This is a genomic window from Pseudomonas sp. URMO17WK12:I9 (genome assembly GCF_900230165.1).
Classification (GTDB): domain Bacteria; phylum Pseudomonadota; class Gammaproteobacteria; order Pseudomonadales; family Pseudomonadaceae; genus Aquipseudomonas; species Aquipseudomonas fulva.
Genome location: NZ_OCMQ01000010.1, coordinates 55,581 through 78,714, shown reverse-complemented (window position 1 = coordinate 78,714; position 23,134 = coordinate 55,581). Strand labels below are relative to the sequence as shown.

The 23,134-nt window shown below is 61.3% G+C and carries 18 protein-coding genes, 1 pseudogene and 1 riboswitch; of the genes and pseudogenes, 16 read left to right on the top strand and 3 right to left on the bottom strand.

Annotation, left to right across the window (positions count from 1 at the left end; translation table 11 throughout):
• The first annotated feature begins 35 nt into the window (after positions 1-35).
• The 9 genes from CRP40_RS18120 (at position 36) to CRP40_RS18080 (ending at position 11,223) form a co-directional block, all read left to right on the top strand.
• Positions 36-1,556: an aldehyde dehydrogenase family protein gene (locus CRP40_RS18120; RefSeq protein ID WP_027915149.1), complete on the top strand. Its 1,521-nt coding sequence runs from the start codon at positions 36-38 to the stop codon at positions 1,554-1,556.
• Positions 1,557-1,719: 163 nt separating this feature from the next.
• The gene (gene eat, locus CRP40_RS18115; protein ID WP_027915148.1) at positions 1,720-3,168 is read left to right on the top strand and encodes an ethanolamine permease; all 1,449 of its coding nucleotides are present in this window, start codon (positions 1,720-1,722) and stop codon (positions 3,166-3,168) included.
• 46 nt (positions 3,169-3,214) lie between these two features.
• Positions 3,215-4,609 (top strand): ethanolamine ammonia-lyase subunit EutB, encoded by a 1,395-nt coding sequence (locus CRP40_RS18110; protein ID WP_027915147.1) that lies wholly within the window; start codon positions 3,215-3,217, stop codon positions 4,607-4,609.
• Between the two features lie 12 nt (positions 4,610-4,621).
• Positions 4,622-5,440, top strand: coding sequence for an ethanolamine ammonia-lyase subunit EutC (eutC, locus tag CRP40_RS18105; RefSeq protein ID WP_027915146.1), 819 nt, complete (start codon positions 4,622-4,624; stop codon positions 5,438-5,440).
• Between the two features lie 295 nt (positions 5,441-5,735).
• Positions 5,736-6,383, top strand: a complete 648-nt coding sequence (locus tag CRP40_RS18100) for a DedA family protein (RefSeq protein ID WP_023535016.1) — start codon at positions 5,736-5,738, stop codon at positions 6,381-6,383.
• Positions 6,384-6,398: 15 nt separating this feature from the next.
• Entirely contained in the window at positions 6,399-7,214 is an 816-nt protein-coding gene (locus CRP40_RS18095) for a zinc-dependent peptidase (protein WP_027915145.1), read from the top strand.
• A gap of 92 nt (positions 7,215-7,306) precedes the next feature.
• Positions 7,307-7,834 (top strand): inorganic diphosphatase, encoded by a 528-nt coding sequence (gene ppa, locus CRP40_RS18090; protein WP_023534987.1) that lies wholly within the window; start codon positions 7,307-7,309, stop codon positions 7,832-7,834.
• Between the two features lie 182 nt (positions 7,835-8,016).
• Positions 8,017-8,718 (top strand): helix-turn-helix transcriptional regulator, encoded by a 702-nt coding sequence (locus CRP40_RS18085; RefSeq protein ID WP_027915144.1) that lies wholly within the window; start codon positions 8,017-8,019, stop codon positions 8,716-8,718.
• A gap of 465 nt (positions 8,719-9,183) precedes the next feature.
• On the top strand, positions 9,184-11,223 hold the full coding sequence (locus tag CRP40_RS18080) for a DUF262 domain-containing protein (protein WP_027915143.1): 2,040 nt from the start codon (positions 9,184-9,186) through the stop codon (positions 11,221-11,223).
• A 1,000-nt stretch (positions 11,224-12,223) separates the two neighbouring features.
• Here the strand turns inward: CRP40_RS18080 and CRP40_RS18075 are convergent.
• The 3 genes and pseudogenes from CRP40_RS18075 to CRP40_RS18065 form a co-directional block, all read right to left on the bottom strand.
• A complete protein-coding gene (locus tag CRP40_RS18075) occupies positions 12,224-12,874 on the bottom strand; it encodes a hypothetical protein (RefSeq protein ID WP_050587331.1) in 651 nt (216 codons plus the stop codon).
• A gap of 2 nt (positions 12,875-12,876) precedes the next feature.
• A pseudogene (locus tag CRP40_RS18070) lies at positions 12,877-13,344 on the bottom strand (recombinase family protein); the annotation flags it as partial.
• A 23-nt stretch (positions 13,345-13,367) separates the two neighbouring features.
• Positions 13,368-15,542, bottom strand: a complete 2,175-nt coding sequence (locus CRP40_RS18065) for a TonB-dependent siderophore receptor (protein ID WP_027915141.1) — start codon at positions 15,540-15,542, stop codon at positions 13,368-13,370.
• A gap of 183 nt (positions 15,543-15,725) precedes the next feature.
• Here CRP40_RS18065 and CRP40_RS18060 point away from each other — a divergent pair, with 183 nt between their 5' ends.
• From CRP40_RS18060 to dxs, 7 genes are all read left to right on the top strand, one after another.
• Positions 15,726-16,418, top strand: a complete 693-nt coding sequence (locus CRP40_RS18060) for a response regulator transcription factor (protein ID WP_027915140.1) — start codon at positions 15,726-15,728, stop codon at positions 16,416-16,418.
• Positions 16,418-17,764, top strand: a complete 1,347-nt coding sequence (locus CRP40_RS18055; protein WP_027915139.1) for a sensor histidine kinase — start codon at positions 16,418-16,420, stop codon at positions 17,762-17,764. Before CRP40_RS18060 ends, CRP40_RS18055 begins: the two co-directional genes overlap by 1 nt.
• A gap of 80 nt (positions 17,765-17,844) precedes the next feature.
• Entirely contained in the window at positions 17,845-18,765 is a 921-nt protein-coding gene (locus CRP40_RS18050) for an alpha/beta hydrolase (RefSeq protein WP_027915138.1), read from the top strand.
• A gap of 58 nt (positions 18,766-18,823) precedes the next feature.
• A riboswitch (FMN riboswitch) is annotated at positions 18,824-18,965 on the top strand.
• A gap of 80 nt (positions 18,966-19,045) precedes the next feature.
• On the top strand, positions 19,046-19,696 hold the full coding sequence (gene ribB, locus CRP40_RS18045) for a 3,4-dihydroxy-2-butanone-4-phosphate synthase (RefSeq protein ID WP_023534985.1): 651 nt from the start codon (positions 19,046-19,048) through the stop codon (positions 19,694-19,696).
• 126 nt (positions 19,697-19,822) lie between these two features.
• A complete protein-coding gene (locus CRP40_RS18040; protein ID WP_023534977.1) occupies positions 19,823-20,065 on the top strand; it encodes an exodeoxyribonuclease VII small subunit in 243 nt (80 codons plus the stop codon).
• Positions 20,062-20,949 carry a farnesyl diphosphate synthase gene (locus CRP40_RS18035; RefSeq protein ID WP_027915137.1) on the top strand — a complete coding sequence of 296 codons (888 nt, stop codon included), beginning with the start codon at positions 20,062-20,064 and terminating at the stop codon, positions 20,947-20,949. The genes CRP40_RS18040 and CRP40_RS18035 overlap by 4 nt, the downstream gene beginning before the upstream one ends.
• A 118-nt stretch (positions 20,950-21,067) precedes the next feature.
• Positions 21,068-22,963: a 1-deoxy-D-xylulose-5-phosphate synthase gene (gene dxs, locus CRP40_RS18030; protein WP_027915136.1), complete on the top strand. Its 1,896-nt coding sequence runs from the start codon at positions 21,068-21,070 to the stop codon at positions 22,961-22,963.
• The last annotated feature ends 171 nt before the right edge of the window (positions 22,964-23,134 follow it).

Sequence of the window (23,134 nt, the reverse complement as noted above, 5' to 3'; positions counted from 1 at the left end):
CACTCCACACAAACACAATAGCCAGGAGACACACCATGCGTTATGCACATCCCGGTACCGAAGGCGCGAAGGTTTCCTTCAAAAGCCGCTACGGCAACTACATCGGTGGTGAGTTCGTTCCTCCGGTAAAGGGTGAGTACTTCACCAACACATCGCCCGTGGACGGGCAGCCGATTGCCGAATTCCCCCGTTCCACCGCCGAAGACATCGACAAGGCCCTGGACGCTGCCCACGCCGCTGCCGATGCCTGGGGCCGCACGTCCGTCCAGGACCGCTCCAACGTGTTGCTGCGCATCGCCGACCGTATCGAACAGAACCTCGAAGTGCTGGCCATCACCGAAACCTGGGACAACGGCAAACCCGTGCGGGAAACCCTCAATGCCGACATCCCGCTGGCCGTCGACCACTTCCGCTACTTCGCCGGATGCATCCGCGCCCAGGAAGGCGGCGCTGCGGAAATCAACGAAAACACCGTGGCCTACCATATCCATGAGCCGCTGGGGGTGGTCGGTCAGATCATCCCGTGGAACTTCCCGATCCTGATGGCCGCCTGGAAACTCGCGCCGGCGCTGGCAGCAGGCAACTGCGTGGTGCTCAAGCCCGCCGAACAGACGCCACTGGGCATTACCGTGCTGGTGGAGCTGATCGGCGACCTGCTGCCCAAGGGCGTGCTGAACGTGGTGCAAGGCTATGGCCGTGAAGCGGGCGAGGCGCTGGCCACCAGCAAGCGCATCGCCAAGATTGCCTTCACAGGCTCCACGCCCGTGGGCTCGCACATCATGAAGTGCGCGGCCGAGAACATCATCCCGTCGACGGTGGAACTGGGCGGCAAATCGCCGAACGTGTACTTCGAAGACATCATGCAGGCCGAACCAAGCTTCATCGACAAGGCTGCCGAAGGCATGGTCCTGGCATTCTTCAACCAGGGCGAGGTGTGCACCTGCCCATCCCGAGCCCTGGTCCAGGAGTCGATCTACCCGCAGTTCATGGAAGTGGTGATGAAGAAGGTGCTGCAGATCAAGCGCGGCGACCCGCTGGACACCGACACCATGGTCGGTGCACAGGCCTCGCAACAGCAGTTCGAGAAGATCTTGTCTTACCTCGAGATCGCCCAGCAGGAAGGCGCCGAGCTGCTGACCGGGGGCAAGGTCGAGAAACTCGAAGGCGCGCTGGCCACCGGTTACTACATCCAGCCGACCCTGCTCAAGGGCAACAACAAGATGCGCGTGTTCCAGGAGGAAATCTTCGGCCCGGTGGTGAGCGTCACCACCTTCAAGGACGAGGCCGAAGCCCTGGCCATTGCCAACGATACCGAGTTCGGCCTGGGCGCCGGGGTCTGGACCCGCGACATCAACCGTGCCTACCGCATGGGCCGCGGCGTCAAGGCCGGGCGTGTGTGGACCAACTGCTACCACCTGTATCCGGCGCATGCGGCCTTCGGGGGTTACAAAAAGTCCGGTGTTGGCCGTGAGACGCACAAGATGATGCTCGATCACTACCAGCAGACCAAGAACCTGCTGGTGAGCTACGACATCAACCCACTGGGCTTCTTCTAAGCCCTGCGCCGGTCTTTTCACCGGTTACGGTGCAAAGGCCGGCGTTGACTGGCCCTTTCCAGGGCGGTTGTCATGCACCAACCGCTCTGGCTCGCTTCCTGCAGTACAGATCACCATCGGCCCGAACCCCTTCCGGCCACCAAGAAAAAGAACAGGTGAAACCATGCCAAGCGAACAACCAGCCGGTAGCCCGGCAGGCTCTTCCGTAGATTTCGAGAAAGTCGGTTCCGACTATTTCCAACAGCGTGAACTCAAGAAAGGCGCCGCCGGCTGGGTGCTTCTGGTCGGCCTAGGCGTTGCCTACGTCATCTCCGGCGACTACGCCGGCTGGAACTTCGGCCTGGCCCAGGGTGGCTGGGGCGGCATGTTCCTCGCTACCCTGCTGATGGCCACCATGTACCTGTGCATGTGCTTCTCCCTGGCCGAACTGTCGTCGATGATCCCTACTGCCGGCGGTGGCTACGGGTTCGCCCGCAGCGCCTTCGGGCCCTGGGGCGGGTTCCTGACCGGCACCGCCATCCTGATCGAGTACGCCATCGCGCCGGCGGCCATTGCCACCTTCATCGGCGCCTATTGCCAGTCGTTGTTCGGCATCGGCGGCTGGATGATCTACCTGGCGTTCTACGTGGTGTTCATCGGCATCCACATCTTTGGCGTGGGCGAGGCGCTCAAGCTGATGTTCATCATCACCGCCATCGCCGCCGTTGCACTGGCCGTGTTCCTCGTGGCCATGGTGCCCCATTTTGATGCAGCCAACCTGTTCGACATCGCCGTCACCGATGCCGCAGGGGCCAGCAGCTTCCTGCCGTTTGGCTATGTAGGCGTGTGGGCAGCCATTCCCTATGCGATCTGGTTCTTCCTGGCAGTCGAGGGCGTGCCATTGGCTGCCGAAGAAACCAAGAACCCCAAGCGCGACCTGCCACGCGGCCTGATTGGCGCGATGCTGGTGCTGGTGGCGTTCGCCCTGCTGATCCTGATCGTCGGCCCCGGCGGCGCAGGCTCCGAAGCACTCAAGGCCTCCGGCAATCCGCTGGTCGAGGCGCTGGCCAAGGCTTACGGCGGTTCCACCTGGATGGGCAGCTTCGTCAACCTGGTGGGCCTGGCAGGCCTGATCGCCAGCTTCTTCTCGATCATCTATGCCTACTCGCGCCAGATCTTCGCGCTGTCGCGAGCCGGTTACCTGCCGCGCAAACTGTCCGAGACCAACAAGAGCAAGGCACCGGTCATGGCGTTGGTGATCCCAGGCATCATCGGTTTTGCCCTGTCGCTGACAGGTCAAGGCGACTTGCTCATCCTGGTTGCCGTGTTCGGGGCTACCTTGTCTTATGTACTGATGATGGCGGCGCACATCACCTTGCGCATCCGTCGCCCGAAAATGGAGCGCCCTTACCGCACCCCAGGCGGCATCTTCACCTCGGGCCTGGCCCTGGTGCTGGCCTGCATCGCCGTGGTCGCCGGCTTCCTGGTCGACCCGCGCGTGGTGATTGGCGCAGCCGTGATCTATGCGGTGCTGATTGCGTACTTTGCGTTCTACAGCCGTCACCACTTGGTAGCGGGCACGCCAGAAGAGGAATTCGCCGCGATCCAGAAGGCCGAAGAGGCCTTGCACTGATCGACGACACTCGCCGCGGGGCGCCCCGCGGCTTTGGAGAATCTGCATGGCAAGTTTCGTACACACCGTAGGCAACCTGGTCTATCGCTTCGACAGCCTCAGGGAAGTGATGGCCAAGGCCAGCCCGGCACGCTCCGGCGACTACCTCGCCGAGGTCGCGGCTTCAAGCGATGGCGAGCGTGTGGCTGCGCAAATGGCATTGGCCAACATTCCGCTCTCGCATTTTCTGAGCGAAGCGCTGATCCCCTACGAAGACGACGAAGTCACCCGCTTGATCATCGATACTCACGATGCACAGGCGTTCGCACCGGTCAGCCACCTGACCGTGGGCGGCTTGCGTGACTGGCTGTTGAGCGAGCAGGCCGACGAAAACAGCCTGCGCGCATTGGCGCCGGGCCTGACGCCGGAAATGGCCGCTGCCGTATCGAAGATCATGCGCGTCCAGGACCTGGTGCTGGTGGCCCAGAAGATCCGTGTCGTCACCCAGTTTCGCGGCACCATGGGCCTGCGCGGGCGCTTGTCGACGCGACTGCAGCCCAACCACCCTACCGACGAACCGGCCGGTATCGCGGCGAGCATTCTCGACGGCCTGCTGTACGGCAATGGCGATGCCATGATCGGCATCAACCCGGCCACGGACAGCACCGCCTCCATCTGCGCGCTGCTGGAAATGCTCGATGCCATCATCCAGCGCTACGACATTCCGACCCAGTCCTGCGTGCTCACCCATGTCACCACCTCGATCGAGGCGGTCAACCGGGGCGTGCCACTGGACCTGGTCTTCCAGTCCATCGCCGGCACCGAGGCGGCCAATGCAGGGTTTGGCATCAACCTGAACGTGTTGCAGGAAGGGTATGAAGCAGGGCTGTCGCTCAAGCGCGGTACTCTGGGGCAGAACCTGATGTATTTCGAAACCGGCCAAGGCAGTGCGCTGTCGGCCAATGCCCACCATGGTGTCGACCAGCAGACGTGCGAAACCCGCGCCTATGCCGTCGCCCGCCACTTCAAACCGTTTCTGGTCAATACCGTGGTCGGTTTCATTGGCCCGGAGTACCTCTACAACGGCAAGCAGATCATTCGCGCGGGCCTTGAAGACCACTTCTGCGGCAAGTTGCTGGGCGTGCCGATGGGCTGCGACATCTGCTACACCAACCACGCCGAAGCCGATCAGGACGACATGGACACGCTGCTGACGCTGCTGGGGGTCGCCGGGATCAACTTCATCATGGGCATTCCCGGCTCGGACGACATCATGCTCAACTACCAGACCACGTCGTTCCATGACGCCCTGTATGCCCGCCAAACCCTGGGCCTCAAGCCTGGGCCTGAGTTCGAAGCATGGCTGGCACGGACCGGCATCTTCACCCAGGCCGACGGCCGGATACGCTTTGGTGACAACCTGCCGCCAGCCTTCCGGCAGGCCTTGGCACAGCTTGCATAGGAATCGCCGATCATGGACAACCGCACCCCCACCCCCGAAAACCCTTGGCTGGCCCTGCGCAACCTCACCCCGGCGCGTATCGCCTTGGGGCGCGTGGGCACCAGCCTTCCGACCAGTGCGCAACTGGATTTCCAGTTCGCCCATGCCCAGGCTCGGGACGCCGTGCACCTTCCATTCGACGTGGCTGAGCTGACCGCACAGCTCGATCAACGCGGGCGCGACAGCCTCGTGTTGCACAGCGCCGCAAGCGACCGTCATCAATACCTGCAGCGGCCCGACCTGGGCCGGCGCCTGAACGAGGATTCGGTCGCCACCTTGCGCCAGCATGCCCAGGCCAACCCCGGCGGGGTCGACTTGGCAATCGTGGTTGCCGACGGGCTGTCTGCCTTGGCGGTACACCGTCATACACTCCCGTTTCTGACGCGCCTTGAGGAGCAGGTCAATGCCGAAGGCTGGACCTGCGCGCCCATCTCCTTGGTTCAGCAAGGACGCGTGGCGGTGGCAGACGAGGTCGGCGAGCTGCTCGGGGCTCGCATGACCGTGATGCTGATCGGTGAGCGGCCAGGGCTCAGTTCACCGGACAGCCTGGGGCTTTACTTCACCTACGCCCCGAGGGTCGGGCTGACCGATGCCTACCGCAACTGCATTTCCAATGTTCGCCTGGAGGGGTTGAGCTACGGCATGGCCGCGCATCGGCTGCTGTACCTGATGCGTGAAGCCTGTCGGCGCCAGCTGTCAGGCGTGAACCTCAAGGATGAGGCTGAAGTTCACAGCCTGGAAAGTGACGAACTGGCCAGCCAGAAAGGTAATTTTCTGCTGGGCAAGGGCTGAGCACCTGCGCAGGAGGATGGCGGTGCCCCCGCTGCCCTGCTGCGCGCTACAGACGGGGGACTGAACACGCTCGTCGAAGCCTCCGTGCGTCGAACGTGGACGATGAACGATACCCATGGCCTCAGTGTCTGTCTGCCTTACTACAACGCGGCTCACGCCTTCCTACTGCCGTAATCCCTCGCTACAAACTGTGCGGGCGTGATCCTCACTTCGCCGTATAATGGCCCACTTGTCATGTGTGAAATTTCACTCCTCCAGGTAACCGAGCCTTCGACCCAGACCACAGGTGCTGTACATGGATTTCAACCCGCTGGACCTCATCCTGCATCTCGATGCGTACCTTGATCTGTTGGTCACCAATTACGGGCCCTGGATCTATGCCATTTTGTTTGCTGTCATATTTTGCGAAACCGGCCTGGTGGTGATGCCCTTCCTGCCAGGCGATTCCTTGCTGTTCATCGCCGGTGCAGTCGCTGCCGGCGGCGGCATGGATCCTGTCCTGCTGGCCGGGTTGCTCATGATCGCTGCCATCCTGGGCGACAGCACCAACTACGTGATCGGGCGAACGGCCGGCGAGCGCCTGTTCAGCAACCCGAACTCGAAGATTTTCCGCCGCGACTACCTGCAGCGCACTCACGACTTCTACGAGCGTCACGGCGGCAAGACGGTCACCATGGCGCGTTTTCTGCCCATCCTGCGCACGTTCGCGCCGTTCGTGGCCGGTATTGCCCGCATGCACTACCCGCGCTTTCTCGGTTTCAGCATTGCCGGTACGTTGCTCTGGGTAGGTGGCCTGGTCACGCTGGGGTACTTCTTCGGCAACGTGCCATTCATCAAGCAGCACCTGTCGCTGATGGTAGTGGGCATCATCCTGCTGTCGCTGGTCCCGATGATTCTCGGCCTGCTGCGCACCCGCCTGGGCCGCACGGCCAAAGCGCACTGAGGCGCTTGAGCGGGCATGTGGTCGTTCAGCGCCTGGCGGCGCAAGCGCACGTTGGCGCGCTTCCCGATCAGCGTCCAGCAGTGGCAAGCCGTACGCGAGCGCTTGTCCATACTGGACGGTATCGACGAGGCCGAAGACCAATGGTTGCGCGAGGCCAGCATCCTGTTCCTGAACGAAAAGCACCTGACGTGCCTGCCAGGCGTCGAGCTCGACGATGAGCAACGCCTGGTACTGGCAGCGCAAGCTCAACTGCCGTTACTCCACCTGGGCGACCTGAACTGGTACCAGGGCTTTCACGAAATCATCCTCTACCCCGACGACTTCAAAAGCCCGCAGCGCCACCGGGACGCCAGCGGCGTGGAGCACGCCTGGGACGGCGAACACAGTGGCGAGGCCTGGCAGCAGGGCCCGATCATCCTGGCCTGCAATGGCGTATTCGGCAGCGGCGGCTGGGAAGCCTACAACCTGGTCATCCATGAGCTGGCGCACAAGCTGGACATGCTCAATGGCGATGCCAATGGCCTGCCTCCCCTGCACAGCGACATGCCTGTGCAACGCTGGGCGAATGCCATGCAACACGCCTTCGACGACCTCAACCGGCAACTCGATCGGGACCCGGAAGCCGACACGCCGATCGACCCTTATGCCGCCGAAAACCCCGCCGAGTTCTTCGCCGTAACCAGCGAGTACTTCTTCAGCGCCCCCGACCTGCTGCACCAGGCCTACCCCGAGGTCTACCAGCAACTGTCGCTGTTCTACCGGCAGAACCCGCTTGCACGCCTGACCCGGTTGCAAAGCGAGCATCCCGACTATCGCCATCCCCCCGTCTAGCGCCCGGTTCATTGGGCCAGACGTGGCATGCCCCGTCGGAATATGCCTATAATCGCCGCCACTTTTTTGGTCAAACACGGGGGCACTGCCCAATGAGCTACAGCAAGATTCCGGCGGGCAAAGACCTGCCGAACGACATCTACGTCGCCATCGAGATCCCGGCCAACCACGCGCCGATCAAATACGAGATCGACAAGGACAGCGACACGCTGTTCGTCGACCGTTTCATGGCCACCCCTATGTTCTACCCGGCCAACTACGGCTTCATCCCCAACACCCTGGCTGACGACGGTGATCCGCTGGACGTGCTGGTGGTTACCCCTTACCCAGTGGCCCCAGGTTCGGTCATCCGCGCCCGCCCGGTGGGTGTCTTGAACATGACCGACGATGGCGGCGGCGACGCCAAGGTCATCGCAGTCCCCCACGACAAGCTGTCGCAGCTGTACGTGGACGTGAAGGAGTACACCGACCTGCCTGCCCTGCTGATCCAGCAGATCGAGCATTTCTTTGCCAACTACAAAGATCTCGAGAAAGGCAAGTGGGTCAAGATCGAAGGCTGGGACGGCGCTGACGCCGCCCGCGCTGCGATCACCAAATCGGTTGAAGCCTACAAAGGCTGATCCTGATTGCACGAAAAACCCGCTTCGGCGGGTTTTTTTTGGCGCGCAATACGCTTCACAGCCAATCGCGGCGCAAGCGTCCTACAACGTCCTACACCCGCGTCTGACTGCCCTACGTTTCCCCTTTGCCCATCAACATCTTGTTCATACCCTTGGTGGCACCGTGCCGCTAAACTTTCCCCATGAACACATCTGGTGAACGTTTAAGAGCCCTTCTTCAGGAATGCGGACTGACCCCTGCCGACTTCGCCGCACAGCGCGGCGTGACGCCTCAGCACGTCAACAACTGGTTCAATCGCGGGGTCCCGCTGGCTCGCCTGGACGAGCTTGCCGACCTGTTCTGCGTGCACCGTCGCTGGCTGCGCACGGGTGAAGGCGCCAAGCATCCCAATGCCATCCTGCGCACCTGTCCGCCACGCCCTGTGCCGATAGATGCTCCCATTCCGCGTGCGGTTCATCGCGGGCGCGTAGTGCACGTGCCGTTCCACGAGGTGCGCAATGGCCTGCTGTGCAAGGTGTCGGGGCGTGCCTTGCGCCTGCCGGCCAACGCCCTGCGAATGCTGGGTGTCAAACACGACACGTCCATCTGCATGGCCATGCCAGGCGGCAACATGGCCCCCTTGATCCCCGTCGAAGCGACCCTGGCCATCGACATGAGCATGACCCAGATCGTGGAGGGCGAAACCTATGCCCTGCTGATCAATGGTGCGTTGCGCGTGCACAACCTGACCATGGGTGAGCACGGCACGCTTTACCTACACAGCCATGACCGGCACAACTATGCCGTCGAGCGCTTGACCCCCAGCCAGCGCCAGGCGCAAGGGCTAGAGATCCTGGGATGGGTATATCACTGGTCGCATTTTCGACGGCAGCGGCCTGGCTGAAACACCCTGTGCCATTTTTTGCTGGGCATCAGGTGCATGCCCTTGTATGCTACGCGCACATCAGCCCCGACCGGCCCAAGCCGCAGTCCAGAGGGCTCGGCGATACCCCATACGGGCATCAGCCATCTCTTTCAGGCCTCTTTTGGCCACACCGTTAAGGCGATTGCGGCTTACCATAAATTAGTCGGAAGCGTCCCCGAGAAGCCGGCCACAAGCCGGCTTTTTAATGCTTCAAAGTCCCGCAAATCAACCCTCCGCGCTACTACCTCATTCCCAGCCCATACTCTAGCCCATACCTTTTCGATAGCTGATGCAGCCAGCTTTTGAGCACAGTTTTGTAGCAAATGGCAATGTGATGCTACGATCTGCGCCAGCACGCTTAACCGGTCATGACTCTCCAGTACTCAGGCAATGCCTAGGGTGCACGATTGAAATGAAGGATTATCCGGATACATAGGACATCGTATGCAGCCCAGCAAAACAACAGTCATTGGCCTCTTTAATTCTGACTTTCAGTATCAAATTCCGATCTTCCAGCGCGGGTATGTGTGGACGCTCGAAAAGCAAGTTGGCCCACTCTGGACTGATATTCATGACCAGGCTGATGCGGTACTGGCTCGAAAGGCGGCCTCAGCTGCCAACCCGTCAAATAGCGTGAAGGCCGCCCCCAAGCATTTCTTGGGCTCTATCGTGATGACCCCGGTACAGAGCACATTCGGGCGGGTAGGTGCGTTTGAGGTTATCGATGGCCAGCAACGATCCACTACCTTGCAATTGCTGCTGCTAGCACTGCGTCAGGCTTCGTCTAAGTTGGCAGATAGCCCGATCCCTAAGATGCTGGAGTATCTTGTAAGGAATCGAGGCTCATACTCGCGAGACGAAGACTATTACAAAGTATGGCCAACGCAAGCTGGTCAGGATGAAATACGACGGCTATATGACGCAGAACAAACCATCGAAGATCTCTGCGCTCGTTACCCTGCGAAAGACGGACGTAGAAAAATTGACCGCCCGTTAATGGTCCAGACGTTCCTCTACCTTTATCACGCTTGCTTGAGTTTCATGCGTGGGGTTGACTTGGATGATGAGATTGCGGGCGGCAATGGAAGCACGCATGGCAGCGCTCTCATCGGAAGCATTCGGCGTAGTAACGAAGTACCTATGGTACTCGGTACGCTTCCACTAGACCCTGCAAGAGCTGAAGCTCTATACATGGCATTGCAGGATCAGGTTCAGATCATGACTTTGACTCTGGAAGCCGACGACGATCCTCAGGTGATCTTCGAGACGTTGAACGCACGCGGGGAGCCGCTTCTAGCATCAGATTTAATCCGAAACTTCGTGTTCCTCGAAGCCGCCCGGCAAGGACAACCCGTTCAAGAGTTGTATGCGAAATATTGGAGTCCTTTCGACATCGCTGGCGACGGTAAAACGAATGGAGCGAATGCATACTGGAGGGAGAAGGAACGGTTAGGCCGCCTTGCCTCGCCCCGACTAGATCTATTCTTCTACAACTATACTATTCTCCGGAGCGAGGAGAGTGTTCTCACAAGCCACGTGTTCCAGTCTTTCAAGGGATGGTGGCAAAAAGGGCACTCACGAAGCCTTGCTGATGAACTCGGTCGGATTGTCCGTGCGAGTAAGCACTTCGAAGAGCTTGTCTCGCCATCGGGAACCGGGTATCTGGCAGAGTTCGCTCGTTTAATCAAATCCCTGGATGTAGGTACTGTCGGGCCGGTCTACCTCGCCCTTCGAGAGCGACTCGAGCCAGATAGCCCTCAACTGAAGCAAGCCTTGAGCGACCTAGCGTCATACCTGACCAGGCGCGCGATATGTGGACTTAGCAGCAAAAGCTATGGCCATTTTTTTCTGCGCGTAGTTCAGGCGATAACGGCTGGCACCCTTGAACCCCAAGACGCTCTTCGACAGACTCTTCTCGCAACAACGAATTTGAGTGAAATCTGGCCGGATGATGAGAGATTCAGTGACTCCTGGCGCTCTTGCCAAGCATACCTGACCCTTCGGCCTGCAAAGACTTGCGGCATCTTACGGGCTTTGGAATACGCAGCTCGAGGAACTCAGCAAGCGAGCAATCATGTGCCTGAGCAGGCCGACCTGACAGTTGAGCATGTCATGCCTCAGAGCTGGAGAAACGTATCCAGTTATCAGGTTGATGACTCGATGCAACACATTCGGGAGGCAGCGCTGCACAGCTTTGGCAATCTGACTCTGTTGACACAGCCACTTAACAGCATCGTCAGTAACGGGCCGTTTGTAGAGGTGGATGGTGGTACTCCAAAGCTACAGGGAAAACGTTCACAGTTAGGGCAGAGTGCCCTCTTAATCAATACATATTTCCAGCAGCCTGCATGTGTAGTATGGGATGAGACGGCTATAGCTAGGCGTTCTCGAGCTATGCTGAAGGCCGCTGAGCTTGTGTGGCCACGGCCAGTCGAGGTAGAGGCCACACCTGATAAAGTCGCTTCGGCATTGGCAGGGTATTGAGGTACACCGTTCGCTTGAGCTCCGGGCTCAACTCAGGCAATTGGTCATAAACTATTCGATTTTTAGCCAGCCACTGATCTCTTCATAGAAGGCTTTTGCCTCCTGTGTCAGTGATTGAAGAGAATAGTCAGGACGGTTTTTTTGTCCTCGTTCAGCCTCGAGCCTCGCGGCGGTGACTGTGTACTCCTTTATGCAGTACGCCGCCCAACAGTGAGCGCTCCGTGGATTCTCTATATGCACCGCAAGGTTTGTATACCGCTGCCTGTCACCCAGCGCCAGCGCCCTCCTTAGAGCCTCAGAGACCTCTGAAATTCTGACATCCGGAATGCAGAAAGCCCCGTGAATGTGAAGGGGATGATTCTCCGTACTCCCTGTATGGTTGAACTCCAGATTGAAAGCTAGCTCTGACTTGATGCCTAGTTTTGCCAGAGCTCGCTTGATAATCTCGGCGAGATAGTTAGCTGGCCCTCGCGGCGCTGCCAGCGCTGCCTCAGCAGCGTCATGATCTAGCCGGATGGTGATCGTTTTCGCGCCGGGCTTCGTACACAGCAGATGAAGACGGAAGTACTGCTCATTTCTGGACTAACAAACTTGGCCCAACCTGGAAGCTCACCAGCTCCCTGATAGCTTCTCATCAGGTTCTGAATGAAGTCCTCTGTTTTCCTGACTGCTTCTAGCTGTTGATGATCATGTTCTGGGTTGAGATCACTAATAGCTACTACGAGCTACGAGCTCTGTGTGCCTTAGGTGGAAGTCAGCCACAAGCCCCGCCCTGCCTGGAATAGATAGCGATTTTCCGGTCTTTTGTGAGTGGCCGGCATTTGCATTTACTCCAGCACCGAGGGGATAAGCCTCGATGGTTGGGCTGTGATTATCATTGCTCATGGCAACCTTCAGATGCTCAGGCTAGGGGCTAATTTTCATTTTTGAGTTACCCTGCATGACGTCAGGGTGTTCGATACTTAAACTGATTTCTAAGACTTTGACACTTGCCCGGTCATCATCCGGGCAAGATTGGATCAGAACCTTCGCTGACAATGCCGTCGTCATGGTGCTGTAGCTGGGCGAGGCGTCTGCTGTCGAGCCAGCGCAATGTCTCCAGCTCGTCCTCAACGCCTTCAAGGTTCCCTTCGTGTTCGGCCTCTTCTAGCCGCTGCTGCGCGCGCATCTCTGCAACATCCGCATCAGTCATGAGATGAATCTTCAGCTCCGGCAGCTCTTCAATGTCGAGCGCTTGGTTCAGCTTTTCTAGCGGGAGGGCTCGTCGCGTCACGTCCTGCGTCAGCTTGAGGGCAGTCGATGCCGCTGCTAGCGAGCGGAAGACAACCGGGTTGGCCGGGTCGAGTACTTCAAGAGCGTTTGCAAGCTTACTCCGGATTTGCTGGTTCAGCGCCAGCTCATCAGCCACCAGCGAGGCTGCTGTTTGCTGTACGGTGTCTAAGGAGAATGCTGTGGTGAGCAGTTCTTCCCTGGCTTTCTCGATCAGCGCCTGAGTTCCGGCGCCAGCAACGGCATTGTGTTTTTTGAGGAGACGTTGCGTTGTGCTGACTCTGATACACAGGCGCTGTGCAATCCCTGAGACGGTCCAACCCGCCTCTCTTAGTATCACCGCTTGAGCTGCTTGATCCGGCGTCGATTGTTTACCGGCCATTTTCATTCCCCTTTTACGGTGACTGAGGGCTTGCTGGCGCAAGCTCTTTTGACAGATGCAATGGATATACCGAATTGAGCAGCCGTTTCCTGAATGGTTGCCGAGTTCGCTGCCCGCCATGCGCTAACAGCCAGATCATCGACTTTTTTAGGTGCGCCCAGCTTCTGCCCCAAAGCCCTGGCTCGCTCGATGCCGGCCATTTGTCCGGCCTTGATATTGGAGCGCTCTAACTCCGCAACGGCAGCAAGCATGGTCAGCATGGCTTTTCCGATTGGGCTGGAAAGGTCAAATCCCTCTCGCATCGAAACGACGGCCACGCCTTTGGACTTGAGAGCCTCCACCGTTTCGAGCACGTCGATGGTGTCCCGGCCAAGACGGTCGATAGCAGAGACGATAAGGGTGTCGCCTTTCCTCGCGAACTTGAAAAGCTCCGCAAAGCCGGGACGCTGTAGGGCCTTGATAGCGCCGCTGCATTACCCGTCGGCACACGCCTCTAGAAATCGTAACGCGCGCCCACCAGCACACTGCGCGACGGGCCGTAGAAGTTGAAGGTGGACGTCGAACCTACTCGCGACAGGTATTCGCGATCGAACAGGTTGTTGACGTTGACGGTGGCCGTCAGCTTGGAGGTCACCGGGTAGGAAAGCATGGCGTCCACGGTGGCATAACCCGGCGCGTCGATGCCTACCCCGCCGTTTTCCGAGTGGAAATTGCTCATTGCCGAAACGCCGCCACCGATGGCCAGCCCGGTGAGCGCGCCACGGCTGATGGTGTATTTGCTCCACAGCGACGCCTGGTGGCGCGGCATGATGAAGAACGTGGTTTCGGCATCGCCCTTCACGGTTTCGGTGTCCATCCAGGTGTAGCCGCCTAGCAGCTCCCAGTTATCGGTCAGCTTGCCGCTGAATTCCACTTCCGCGCCCTTGACCCGTGTCTTGCCGGCAGCCACCGAGTCATTGGTCGCAACGCCTTCGCTGTCGTAACGGGTGGTGGCGCGGTTTTCGTCGGTCAGGCGAAACGCCGACAGGCGCGTGTTGAGCGCGCCACCAAAGTAGCTGCTCTTGATGCCCACTTCGTACTGCTCGCCTTCGCGTGGCTTGAGTACCCGGCCGTCGCCATCGGTTGCCGATTGCGGCTTGAACACCTGGGAATAGCTGGCATACAGCGCATGGTTTTCGGAAAGGTCATAGACTGCCCCCGCATAGGGTGTGAAATGACCATCGACCTGCTTGCTGTCGTCCGCAGTGACACCGCTCTTGAGGGTCGTGGTGTAGAAATCGCCGCGGTACCAACTGAACCGCCCACCGGCAATCAACGCCAGGCGCTCGACCGGGCGGAAGGTCACCTTGGAATACAAGCCGTACTCCTCTTCCTGCATGCCCGTTTCGGTCGTGTAGTTCGCAGCTGGTTTAGCGAACTGCTTGGGCGAGTAGGTGTTGACGTTGATGTTGCCCAGCGTCGTGGCCCCGTTCAGGTACTCGGTATCGTAGTTCTTGTAATCGCTGCCGACGACGAACTCGCTGACCTGGCCAAAGGTTTCGAAGGGCTGGCTGTAGCTGGCATCGACCGCGTAGGTGTCCTGGGTGAAATCACGTGCACTGGCGCGTTCGGAGTTTTTGCCCGTGGTAGGGTTCGTGGCCGTGAAGGCGTAGAGATAGTTGGTATCGCGGTGCGACCCGCGGGCAGCAATGCGGCCATAACCACCGTTGTCGAATCGATGGGTCAGCTCAGCGACCAGATCGGTGGTCTTGCCGTCGAACGCGTTCCAGTCTGCGCCCAGAAAGCGGGAATGGCTGAAGTCAGGGACCTTGCCGTCCAGCGTTGCCGGGTAGCCGTTGTGCGGCGTGATGTTCTTGACCTCGTGGATCAGGCCGAACGACAAGGTGGTGGCCTCGTCCAGGTCGACATCGAGCGCGCCGTAGTAGCTGTTGCTGGTGTTGGCGTTGTAGTCGACTTCGCCATTGGTGTCGTCGCGCGAGGCGATGAAGCGACCGCGCACCCGTCCGTTTTCGTCCAGCGGCCCGCTCAGGTCCAGTTCCTGGTGATTGGTATCCCAGGTGCCGTAGTAACCCTCGACATGCCCCTGAAAGTCCGCCGTCGGCCGCTTGCGCACCATATTGACGATACCGCCCAGTTCGCTGGTGCTGCTGAACAGCCCGGCCGGGCCACGCATGATCTCGACACGGTCGAAGGCCACAAGCGATGGCACGGTCCCGAAGATGCTCGCCATCGGTGCTGGCAGGCCGTCGATGTTGAATTCGCTGTACTCATAGCCACGGGCGTAGATCGACGACCGACCACTGTCGTTGGTCAGGGTACGCAAGCCGGCCGTGTACTTGGCCAGGTCATCGAGGTGGACAAACTGCCGATCCTTGACGTAATCCTGGGTATAGACGGTGATCGACTGCGGGATGTCCTTCAAGGCGGCTGGCGTCTTGGTGCCCACGGTGGCGGCGTCCACGCTGTACCCGCCAGTGGCTTCGGAGGGCAGCATGTCGTATAGCCGATTGCCTTCGATGGTCAATGCAGGCAGGTCAAGGGGGTCATCGGCATTGACCACCACAGCTACGTCTTGCGCCAATGCCGAAAGTGAAAACGGCGCCACCAGCCCTGCCACCAGCCATCCCCGCACGCGCCGCGCGCGCCCTGCCCCACTGAAAACATTCATGCCGCACCCTTCGCCCATATGATAGTAATTCGCAAACGAAACATATTGCTTTTTGCGAACGATACCGGAGCAGGTACAGGGCATGCAGCAGCATTAACCTTCTTAACACATTGGGGCCATTGCCTAGGGCCGAGTCCGGTGGGATGATTTGCAACTGATATAAATTCTCATTCAAGGCTCGCCGTGCCCACCTCCTTGCTGCTGGTCGAAGACGACCCACGCTTACGCCACGACCTTTACCGCCATTTCATCGACCGTGGCTTCGAGGTACATGCATGCGCGACGGGAGAAGCGGCGCTGGCCAATGCCCGTCGATGCGCATTCGACCTGGCGCTGCTGGACATCATGCTGCCAGGTCTCGATGGCCTGAGCCTGCTCGATGCACTGCGGCGCAAGCAGGCCGTACCGGTGATCCTCATGTCGGCATTGGGTGCCGAGCAGGACCGCATCACCGGATTCACCCGCGGCGCCGACGATTACCTGCCCAAGCCCTTCAGCCTGGCGGAACTGGATGCGCGGGTAGACGCACTGTTGCGCCGGGTCGCCTTCCACAGCACGCCGCCCTTGGCAACGCGCGCTGATGAGCCCGTATTCGACCACGCGGCCCAGGACGTCATGCACAACGGCATGCCGGCGGGGTTGACTGGCTCGGAGTTCCGCCTGTTGATCACGCTGCACGCCCATGCCGGGGAGCCGCTGAGCAAGCCTTTCCTGTACCAGACCGTCCTGCACCGTGGCTACACGCGCCTGGATCGGGGCCTGGATGTGCATGTGTGCAACGTGCGCCGCAAGCTGGCGGACATTGGCATACAGCATCTGCTCATCCAGGCTGTGCGTGGTCAGGGCTATGTCCTGGTCGTGCAGAGCCCGGCCTGATGCGGCGTCATCCGCTGCTGTGGAAGCTGGCCCTGCTGCAGGTCAGCTTCTGCCTGCTGCTCACCTGGTTGATCTGGACCTGGGGCCTGACGGTGGAACGCAGCACCTATTTCCTGGCTCAGGCCGACCAGGACTACCTGGCCCGCTATGCCCGGCAGGCCGAGCTCGCCTGGGAGCAAGGAGGCGCCGTGGGGGTCGAGACCTGGCGTAAGCAGGTGCAAAGGGCCGAGGACACCTGGGCAGCCGTCGTCGGCCCTTACCTGCAAAGCCTGGGGACCACACAGCTCACAGCCGAGGAAGCGGGTCACCTGACCTTCATGCGCAAGCTGAACTGGCCCATGAGCCGCCGCCTGCAAGGCGAACTGCCTTACGTCAGCATTACCTTCCCGCGCCATCCCGAGCACGGTCGCTTGGTGATGCAACTGCCCGAGCGGCTGCTGCCCACCGGGCTGACGCCTTGGACTCACCTGGTTACCCACGGTGTGGCGCCGGCCTTGCTGGCCCTGCTGATGGGGCTGGCACTGTACCGTCACCTTGTCGCCCCGTTGAACCGCCTGCGTGACCGCGCCGATGCGCTGCGGGCCAACGACCTGGACAGCCCAGGCCTGGCCCTGCAAGACCGGCGCGATGAGCTGGGCGAACTGGCGCAGGCCTTCGATCATATGGCCAATCGCTTGCGCCAGAGCCTGGAACAGCAGCGGCTGCTGCTGCGCACACTGTCCCACGAACTGCGCACGCCGCTGGCACGCCTGCGTATTGCCCATGACAGCAACTTGCCCGCCGCCCAGTTACGCGCGCGCATGGATTATGAAACGAGCCATATGCAGAAACTGCTGGAAGACACCCTCGACCTGGCCTGGATGGATACCGAGCAGCCCGTCCTGGCCACCGAACCGGTACTGATGGCATCACTGTGGGAGGCGCTGTGCCAGGACATCTGCTTCGAAAGCGGCTGGAGCCCCGCACGCCTGCCGTGCACACTCGGGCAGGACTGCGTGGTCCAGGTGCACCTGGACAGCGTGGCCCAGGCGCTGGAGAACCTGCTGCGAAACGCCATCCGGCACTCTCCGCCCGAGGGAACCGTCTGCCTGGAGGGCTGGCGCGAGGGTACGCATTGGCACCTGTGCGTGCGCGATCAAGGCCCCGGCGTGCCTGAGGCCGCGCTTGAGCGCATTTTCCAACCGTACCAGCGGCTGACCGCCAGCGGCGCAGGCTTCGGACTGGGCCTGGCCATTGCCCGCCGCGCCGTCCAATTGCAGGGTGGCAGACTCTGGGCCTGCAATGCTCACCCAGGCTTGCGCCTGCACCTTACCCTGCCGGCCAGCGTCAACGGTTTAGAAAGTTAAGGCGCTTTACGCATGTCAAAGGCTGATTATCATCTGGCTGCTTGAGTTGCAGCGCCTGCAATGCCGTGAAGAGATGCCTGATGAACAGAATGATCCGGGGCCTGGCGCTTGTGCTGGCCTTTGTGACCGGTGCCGCCACGGCCCAGCCCGAGCATGACCAGCCGATGGATACGACGCTGCTGGCTCGCCAGGACCTGGCCTATCGATTCACCCACCTGAACCTCGACTCGGCAGACGGCGCGCGTCACTACCGGCTGTGGATAGGACTGCCCAAGCGCGCCGCCCCCGCAACCGGCTACCCTGTGTTGTGGATGCTCGACGGCAATGCAGCCCTGAGCGCACTGGACCCACAACGACTCGATGCCTTGGCCGCCGGCCAGGCCCCCGTACTGGTCGCCGTGGGTTACCAGACCCGCCAGCGCATCGACAGAACCAGCCGAACCTACGACTACACGCCGGCGCTGGCCGGGCAGACAGAGCAACGCGACCCACTCACCGGGTTACCCAGCGGCGGGGTGGATGCCTTTCTTGACCTGCTGGAGACCCGCATGCGCTCGGGGCTGGCAGCACTGGTGAGCATCGACCCCCAGCAGCAGACGCTGTGGGGGCACTCGTATGGCGGCCTGGCCGTGCTCCATGCCCTCTTCACCCGGCCCAAGTCATTCGCCGTCTATGCGGCGGCCAGCCCATCGCTGTGGTGGCATGACGGCGCGATCCTGCGCGAAGCGGCAAGCCTGCCGGCGCGGTTGGGGGATGCCCAACCGCAGGTGCTGTTGATGCGCGGCTCACTGGAGCCGGCCAGCCCCCGCGAACCGGCCCAGCCCCACGCCGATCAGACGGCACGGAGCCTCGCCGCCAGCCTGACCCAGCTCAAGGGCGTGCAGGTGTCTTTCAAGCAGTTCGACGGCCTTGGGCATGGGCCGATGCTTGCGGCGTCGCTGCACTGGGTGATCGACACCTTGAGCAAAGCAGCACCGCAGGGCACCTCGCCCAGCCGCTGACAGCGGTCTAGATCATAACGGCGGGTTGCCAACCCAGGCACAGGGTGCGGTATGCTTGCCCGGTCTTCAGGGCGGGGTGAAAGTCCCCACCGGCGGTAAATCGAAAGATGAGCCCGCGAGCGCTCCGGCCATGCCGGAGGTCAGCAGACCTGGTGAGATTCCAGGGCCGACGGTCATAGTCCGGATGAAAGAAGGCGTCAGGCAGGGGCCCCACGGGCACCCTTGCGCACGCATTTTGCTCGCCCCGAGACGTTCATCGATCACTTACGAGGAGCGTTTCATGTCTACCTTGCACCCTGTGCACTTTCCCAATGTCACCGCCGCCATCGCCGCGTTCAAGGCCGGTCGCCCCGTGCTGCTGCTTGACGATGACGACCGTGAAGATGAAGCGGACATCATTGCCGCTGCCGAGAACATTTCGTTGCAGACCATGGCCATGATGATCCGCGATTGCAGCGGTATCGTCTGCCTGTGCCTGGACGAGGCAACGGTCGATGAGCTGCAACTGGCACCCATGGTCCAGAACAACCAGGCCCGCCACGGCACCGGGTTCACGGTCACCATCGAAGCTGCCGAGGGCATCAGCACTGGCGTAAGCGCCCAGGACCGGGTCACCACGATTGCCGCTGCACTGCGCTCTTCGGCCGAGCAACGGCATATCGTCAGCCCTGGGCATGTGTTTCCGCTGCGCGCGCGCAATGGCGGTGTGCTCACGCGTCGCGGTCACACCGAAGGGTCGGTTGACCTGGCCCGCCTGGCCGGACTGCGGCCGGCAGCCGTCTTGTGCGAATTGATGAACCCTGACGGCACGATGGCTCGCGGTGAGGAAGTGGCCGTCTATGCACGCCAGTACAACCTTCCCATGCTGACCATCGACGAGTTGGCGCAGTATCGACTGGCGCTGCAGGCGCAAACGGCTGCGGCGATCTGATCGACCTGGCCACGCCAGGGCCTGAACGGTAGCGCCAACCCGGCGCTGCCGTGCCAATGGCGGTTTGCTCACCCCGCCCCGCTCTGCTAGTGTCGCGGCGTTCAGACTACCGCCGAGACTGCCGCCATGGCCCGCAAAAAAGCTTCCCTTGATTTCGAGCAATCCCTTGCCGAGTTGCAGGCACTGGTCGAGCGCCTGGAGAACGGCGAGTTGTCCCTGGAGGACTCGCTTGCCGCTTTCGAACAAGGCATTGCCCTGACGCGTGATTGCCAAGGCGCACTGGCTCAGGCCGAACAGAAGGTGCAGGTTCTGCTGGAGCGCGATGGCGAGCTGACTGCTCAGCCCTTCGACGTGGAGCCCGAGGCATGATCGGTGCCTATCAGTCCGCCTGCCAGGCACGCGTCGATGGCGCACTCGAGCCGCTGTTCATCGCCCCCACGGCCGAGCTTGAACGCTTGTACGCCGCAATGCGCTACAGCGTGATGAACGGCGGCAAACGCGTACGCCCGCTGCTCGCCTACGCGGCCTGCGAGGCCTTGGGCGCTCCGGCGGAGCACGCCAACGGCGCCGCTTGCGCCGTCGAGCTCATCCACGCTTACTCGCTGGTCCACGACGACTTGCCGGCCATGGATGACGACGACCTGCGCCGCGGCCAGCCGACCACGCACAAGGCGTTCGACGAGGCCTGTGCCATTCTTGCCGGTGACGGCCTGCAAAGCCTGGCCTTCAGCGCATTGCTCGACCCCCGCCTGAGCCCCCAGACCGACGCACTTCGCCTGGCCATGGTGCAGGCCTTGGCCTCGGCCGCCGGCCCCGCTGGCATGGTGGGCGGGCAAGCCATCGACCTGGGCTCGGTGGGCATGAAGCTGGACCAGCAAGCCTTGGCGTTCATGCACCGGCACAAGACCGGTGCACTGATCGAGGCCAGCGTCCGCCTGGGCGGGCTGGCCAGTGCCCGCGCCGACCAGGCGCAGCTCGATGCCTTGCAGGTGTATGCGCAGGCCATCGGCCTGGCCTTCCAGGTTCAGGACGACATCCTCGATGTGGAAAGCGATACGGCTACACTGGGTAAACGCCAGGGCGCCGACATCGCCCGCGACAAGCCGACCTACCCCGCCCTGCTGGGCATGGAGGCGGCCAAGGCCTACGCGATCGAACTGCGCGACCAGGCATTGGTCGCATTGGAAAGCTTCGACGAAAAGGCTGAGCCACTGCGAGCCCTGGCGTGCTACATCGTCGAACGCCGCAACTGACCTGGCGAGTAGCGCGTGATGGCTGTTAAGCCGCCAGCGCGTCACCCGTCTGAATGGGCAGCTTTTCCTACAATGGGGTAAACTGCCGCGTCTTAATACACCTATAACGACTCGCCTGATGCCCACGACGTTTCAAGAGATCCCCCGCGAACGCCCGGTCACGCCGCTGCTCGACCGCGCTGACACGCCAGATGGCTTGCGCCGTCTGGCCGAAGCCGACCTGGAGACCCTGGCCGACGAGTTGCGCCAGGAACTTCTGTATACCGTGGGCCAGACCGGTGGGCACTTCGGTGCCGGCCTGGGCGTCATCGAGCTGACCATCGCCCTGCACTACGTCTTCGATACCCCCGATGACCGGTTGGTATGGGACGTGGGCCACCAGGCCTACCCGCACAAGATTCTGACCGGGCGCCGCAACCGCATGCTCAGCCTTCGCCAGAAGGACGGCGTAGCCGCCTTCCCGCGCCGCAGCGAAAGCGTGTACGACACCTTCGGCGTCGGTCACTCCAGCACATCGATCAGCGCAGCCCTTGGCATGGCCATCGCGGCGCGCCTGCAAAACAGCGCTCGCAAGTCGATTGCGGTCATCGGCGACGGCGCACTCACCGCAGGCATGGCGTTCGAGGCGTTGAACCACGCCCAGGAAGTCAACGCCGACATGCTGGTGATCCTCAACGACAACGACATGTCGATCTCGCGCAATGTGGGAGGCTTGTCCAACTACCTGGCCAAGATCCTCTCCAGCCGCACCTACTCCAGCATGCGCGAAGGCAGCAAGAAAGTGCTGTCGCGCCTGCCAGGTGCGTGGGAAATAGCGCGGCGTACCGAAGAATATGCCAAGGGCATGCTGGTACCCGGCACGCTGTTCGAAGAGCTGGGCTGGAACTACATCGGTCCCATCGATGGTCACGACCTGCCCACGATGATCGCCACCCTGCGCAACATGCGCGACCTCAAGGGCCCGCAGTTCCTGCACGTGGTGACAAAAAAGGGCAAGGGGTTCGCCCCGGCCGAGATCGACCCGATCGGCTACCACGCCATCACCAAGCTCGAGCCTGTGGACAAGCCGGTTGCGCCGAAACAGGCCAGCGGACCGAAATATTCCGCCGTGTTCGGCCAGTGGCTCTGCGACATGGCCGCCGCCGACGATCGCCTTGTCGGCATCACGCCGGCCATGAAGGAAGGCTCCGACCTGGTGGCGTTCAGCGAACGCTACCCTGAACGCTATTTCGACGTGGCGATTGCCGAGCAGCATGCCGTCACGCTCGCAGCGGGCATGGCTTGCGAAGGTAGCAAACCGGTAGTGGCTATCTACTCGACCTTCCTGCAGAGGGCCTATGACCAGTTGATTCATGACGTGGCCGTGCAGAACCTGGACGTGCTGTTCGCCATCGACCGCGCCGGTCTGGTGGGTGAAGACGGCCCGACCCATGCCGGTAGCTATGACCTGTCCTACCTGCGCTGCATCCCTGGCATGCTGGTGATGACCCCCAGCGACGAAAGCGAGTTGCGCCAGATGCTCAGCACGGGGCACCTCTACAACGGCCCGGCTGCCGTGCGCTATCCGCGCGGTACAGGCCCTGGCGCTGCTGTCGGCGAGGGCTTGGAACCGCTGGAGATTGGCAAGGGCGTGGTGCGTCGCCGGGGTGAAAAGGTCGCGCTGCTGGTCTTTGGCGTGCAGCTGGCCGAAGCCCTGCAAGTAGCCGAACAGATCAACGCCACGGTCGTCGACATGCGCTTCGTCAAGCCGCTGGATGATGCCCTGGTGCTGGAAATGGCAGGTAGCCACGAACTGCTGGTGACCCTTGAAGAAAATGCCATCATGGGCGGCGCCGGTGCTGCCGTAGGCGAGTGCCTGGCCAGGGAGGCGGTGGTCAAGCCGTTGCTGCACCTGGGCTTGCCGGACCTTTATGTGGAACACGCCAAGCCCGCGCAGATGCTGGCAGAGTGTGGGCTGGATGCAGCGGGCATCGAAGCTAGCGTCAAGGCCCGCATGGTCAAGCTGGGACTTTGATGTGCAGGGCTGCGCTGCAGCCCGGGTGCTCAGCCAAACGAGCAGGCAGTCATTTACCCAACGGGGTCTGTGATTGCCGGCTTCTTTTTCGTTCATGGCGACTCTGAGGGCTAGGGCCTTTCTGCGCTGGGCTCCGCTGTGTTGGAGTGCGCAGACTTCGCAGATATGTAC

What these genes read in the sequence shown, in the direction of transcription:
- CRP40_RS18120 (WP_027915149.1), top strand. Translation starts at nt 36, where the DNA reads ATGCGTTATGCACATCCCGGTACCGAAGGCGCGAAGGTTTCCTTCAAA.
- eat (WP_027915148.1), top strand. Translation starts at nt 1,720, where the DNA reads ATGCCAAGCGAACAACCAGCCGGTAGCCCGGCAGGCTCTTCCGTAGAT.
- CRP40_RS18110 (WP_027915147.1), top strand. Translation starts at nt 3,215, where the DNA reads ATGGCAAGTTTCGTACACACCGTAGGCAACCTGGTCTATCGCTTCGAC.
- eutC (WP_027915146.1), top strand. Translation starts at nt 4,622, where the DNA reads ATGGACAACCGCACCCCCACCCCCGAAAACCCTTGGCTGGCCCTGCGC.
- CRP40_RS18100 (WP_023535016.1), top strand. Translation starts at nt 5,736, where the DNA reads ATGGATTTCAACCCGCTGGACCTCATCCTGCATCTCGATGCGTACCTT.
- CRP40_RS18095 (WP_027915145.1), top strand. Translation starts at nt 6,399, where the DNA reads ATGTGGTCGTTCAGCGCCTGGCGGCGCAAGCGCACGTTGGCGCGCTTC.
- ppa (WP_023534987.1), top strand. Translation starts at nt 7,307, where the DNA reads ATGAGCTACAGCAAGATTCCGGCGGGCAAAGACCTGCCGAACGACATC.
- CRP40_RS18085 (WP_027915144.1), top strand. Translation starts at nt 8,017, where the DNA reads ATGAACACATCTGGTGAACGTTTAAGAGCCCTTCTTCAGGAATGCGGA.
- CRP40_RS18080 (WP_027915143.1), top strand. Translation starts at nt 9,184, where the DNA reads ATGCAGCCCAGCAAAACAACAGTCATTGGCCTCTTTAATTCTGACTTT.
- CRP40_RS18075 (WP_050587331.1), bottom strand. Translation starts at nt 12,874, where the DNA reads ATGGCCGGTAAACAATCGACGCCGGATCAAGCAGCTCAAGCGGTGATA.
- CRP40_RS18065 (WP_027915141.1), bottom strand. Translation starts at nt 15,542, where the DNA reads ATGAATGTTTTCAGTGGGGCAGGGCGCGCGCGGCGCGTGCGGGGATGG.
- CRP40_RS18055 (WP_027915139.1), top strand. Translation starts at nt 16,418, where the DNA reads ATGCGGCGTCATCCGCTGCTGTGGAAGCTGGCCCTGCTGCAGGTCAGC.
- CRP40_RS18050 (WP_027915138.1), top strand. Translation starts at nt 17,845, where the DNA reads ATGAACAGAATGATCCGGGGCCTGGCGCTTGTGCTGGCCTTTGTGACC.
- ribB (WP_023534985.1), top strand. Translation starts at nt 19,046, where the DNA reads ATGTCTACCTTGCACCCTGTGCACTTTCCCAATGTCACCGCCGCCATC.
- CRP40_RS18040 (WP_023534977.1), top strand. Translation starts at nt 19,823, where the DNA reads ATGGCCCGCAAAAAAGCTTCCCTTGATTTCGAGCAATCCCTTGCCGAG.
- CRP40_RS18035 (WP_027915137.1), top strand. Translation starts at nt 20,062, where the DNA reads ATGATCGGTGCCTATCAGTCCGCCTGCCAGGCACGCGTCGATGGCGCA.
- dxs (WP_027915136.1), top strand. Translation starts at nt 21,068, where the DNA reads ATGCCCACGACGTTTCAAGAGATCCCCCGCGAACGCCCGGTCACGCCG.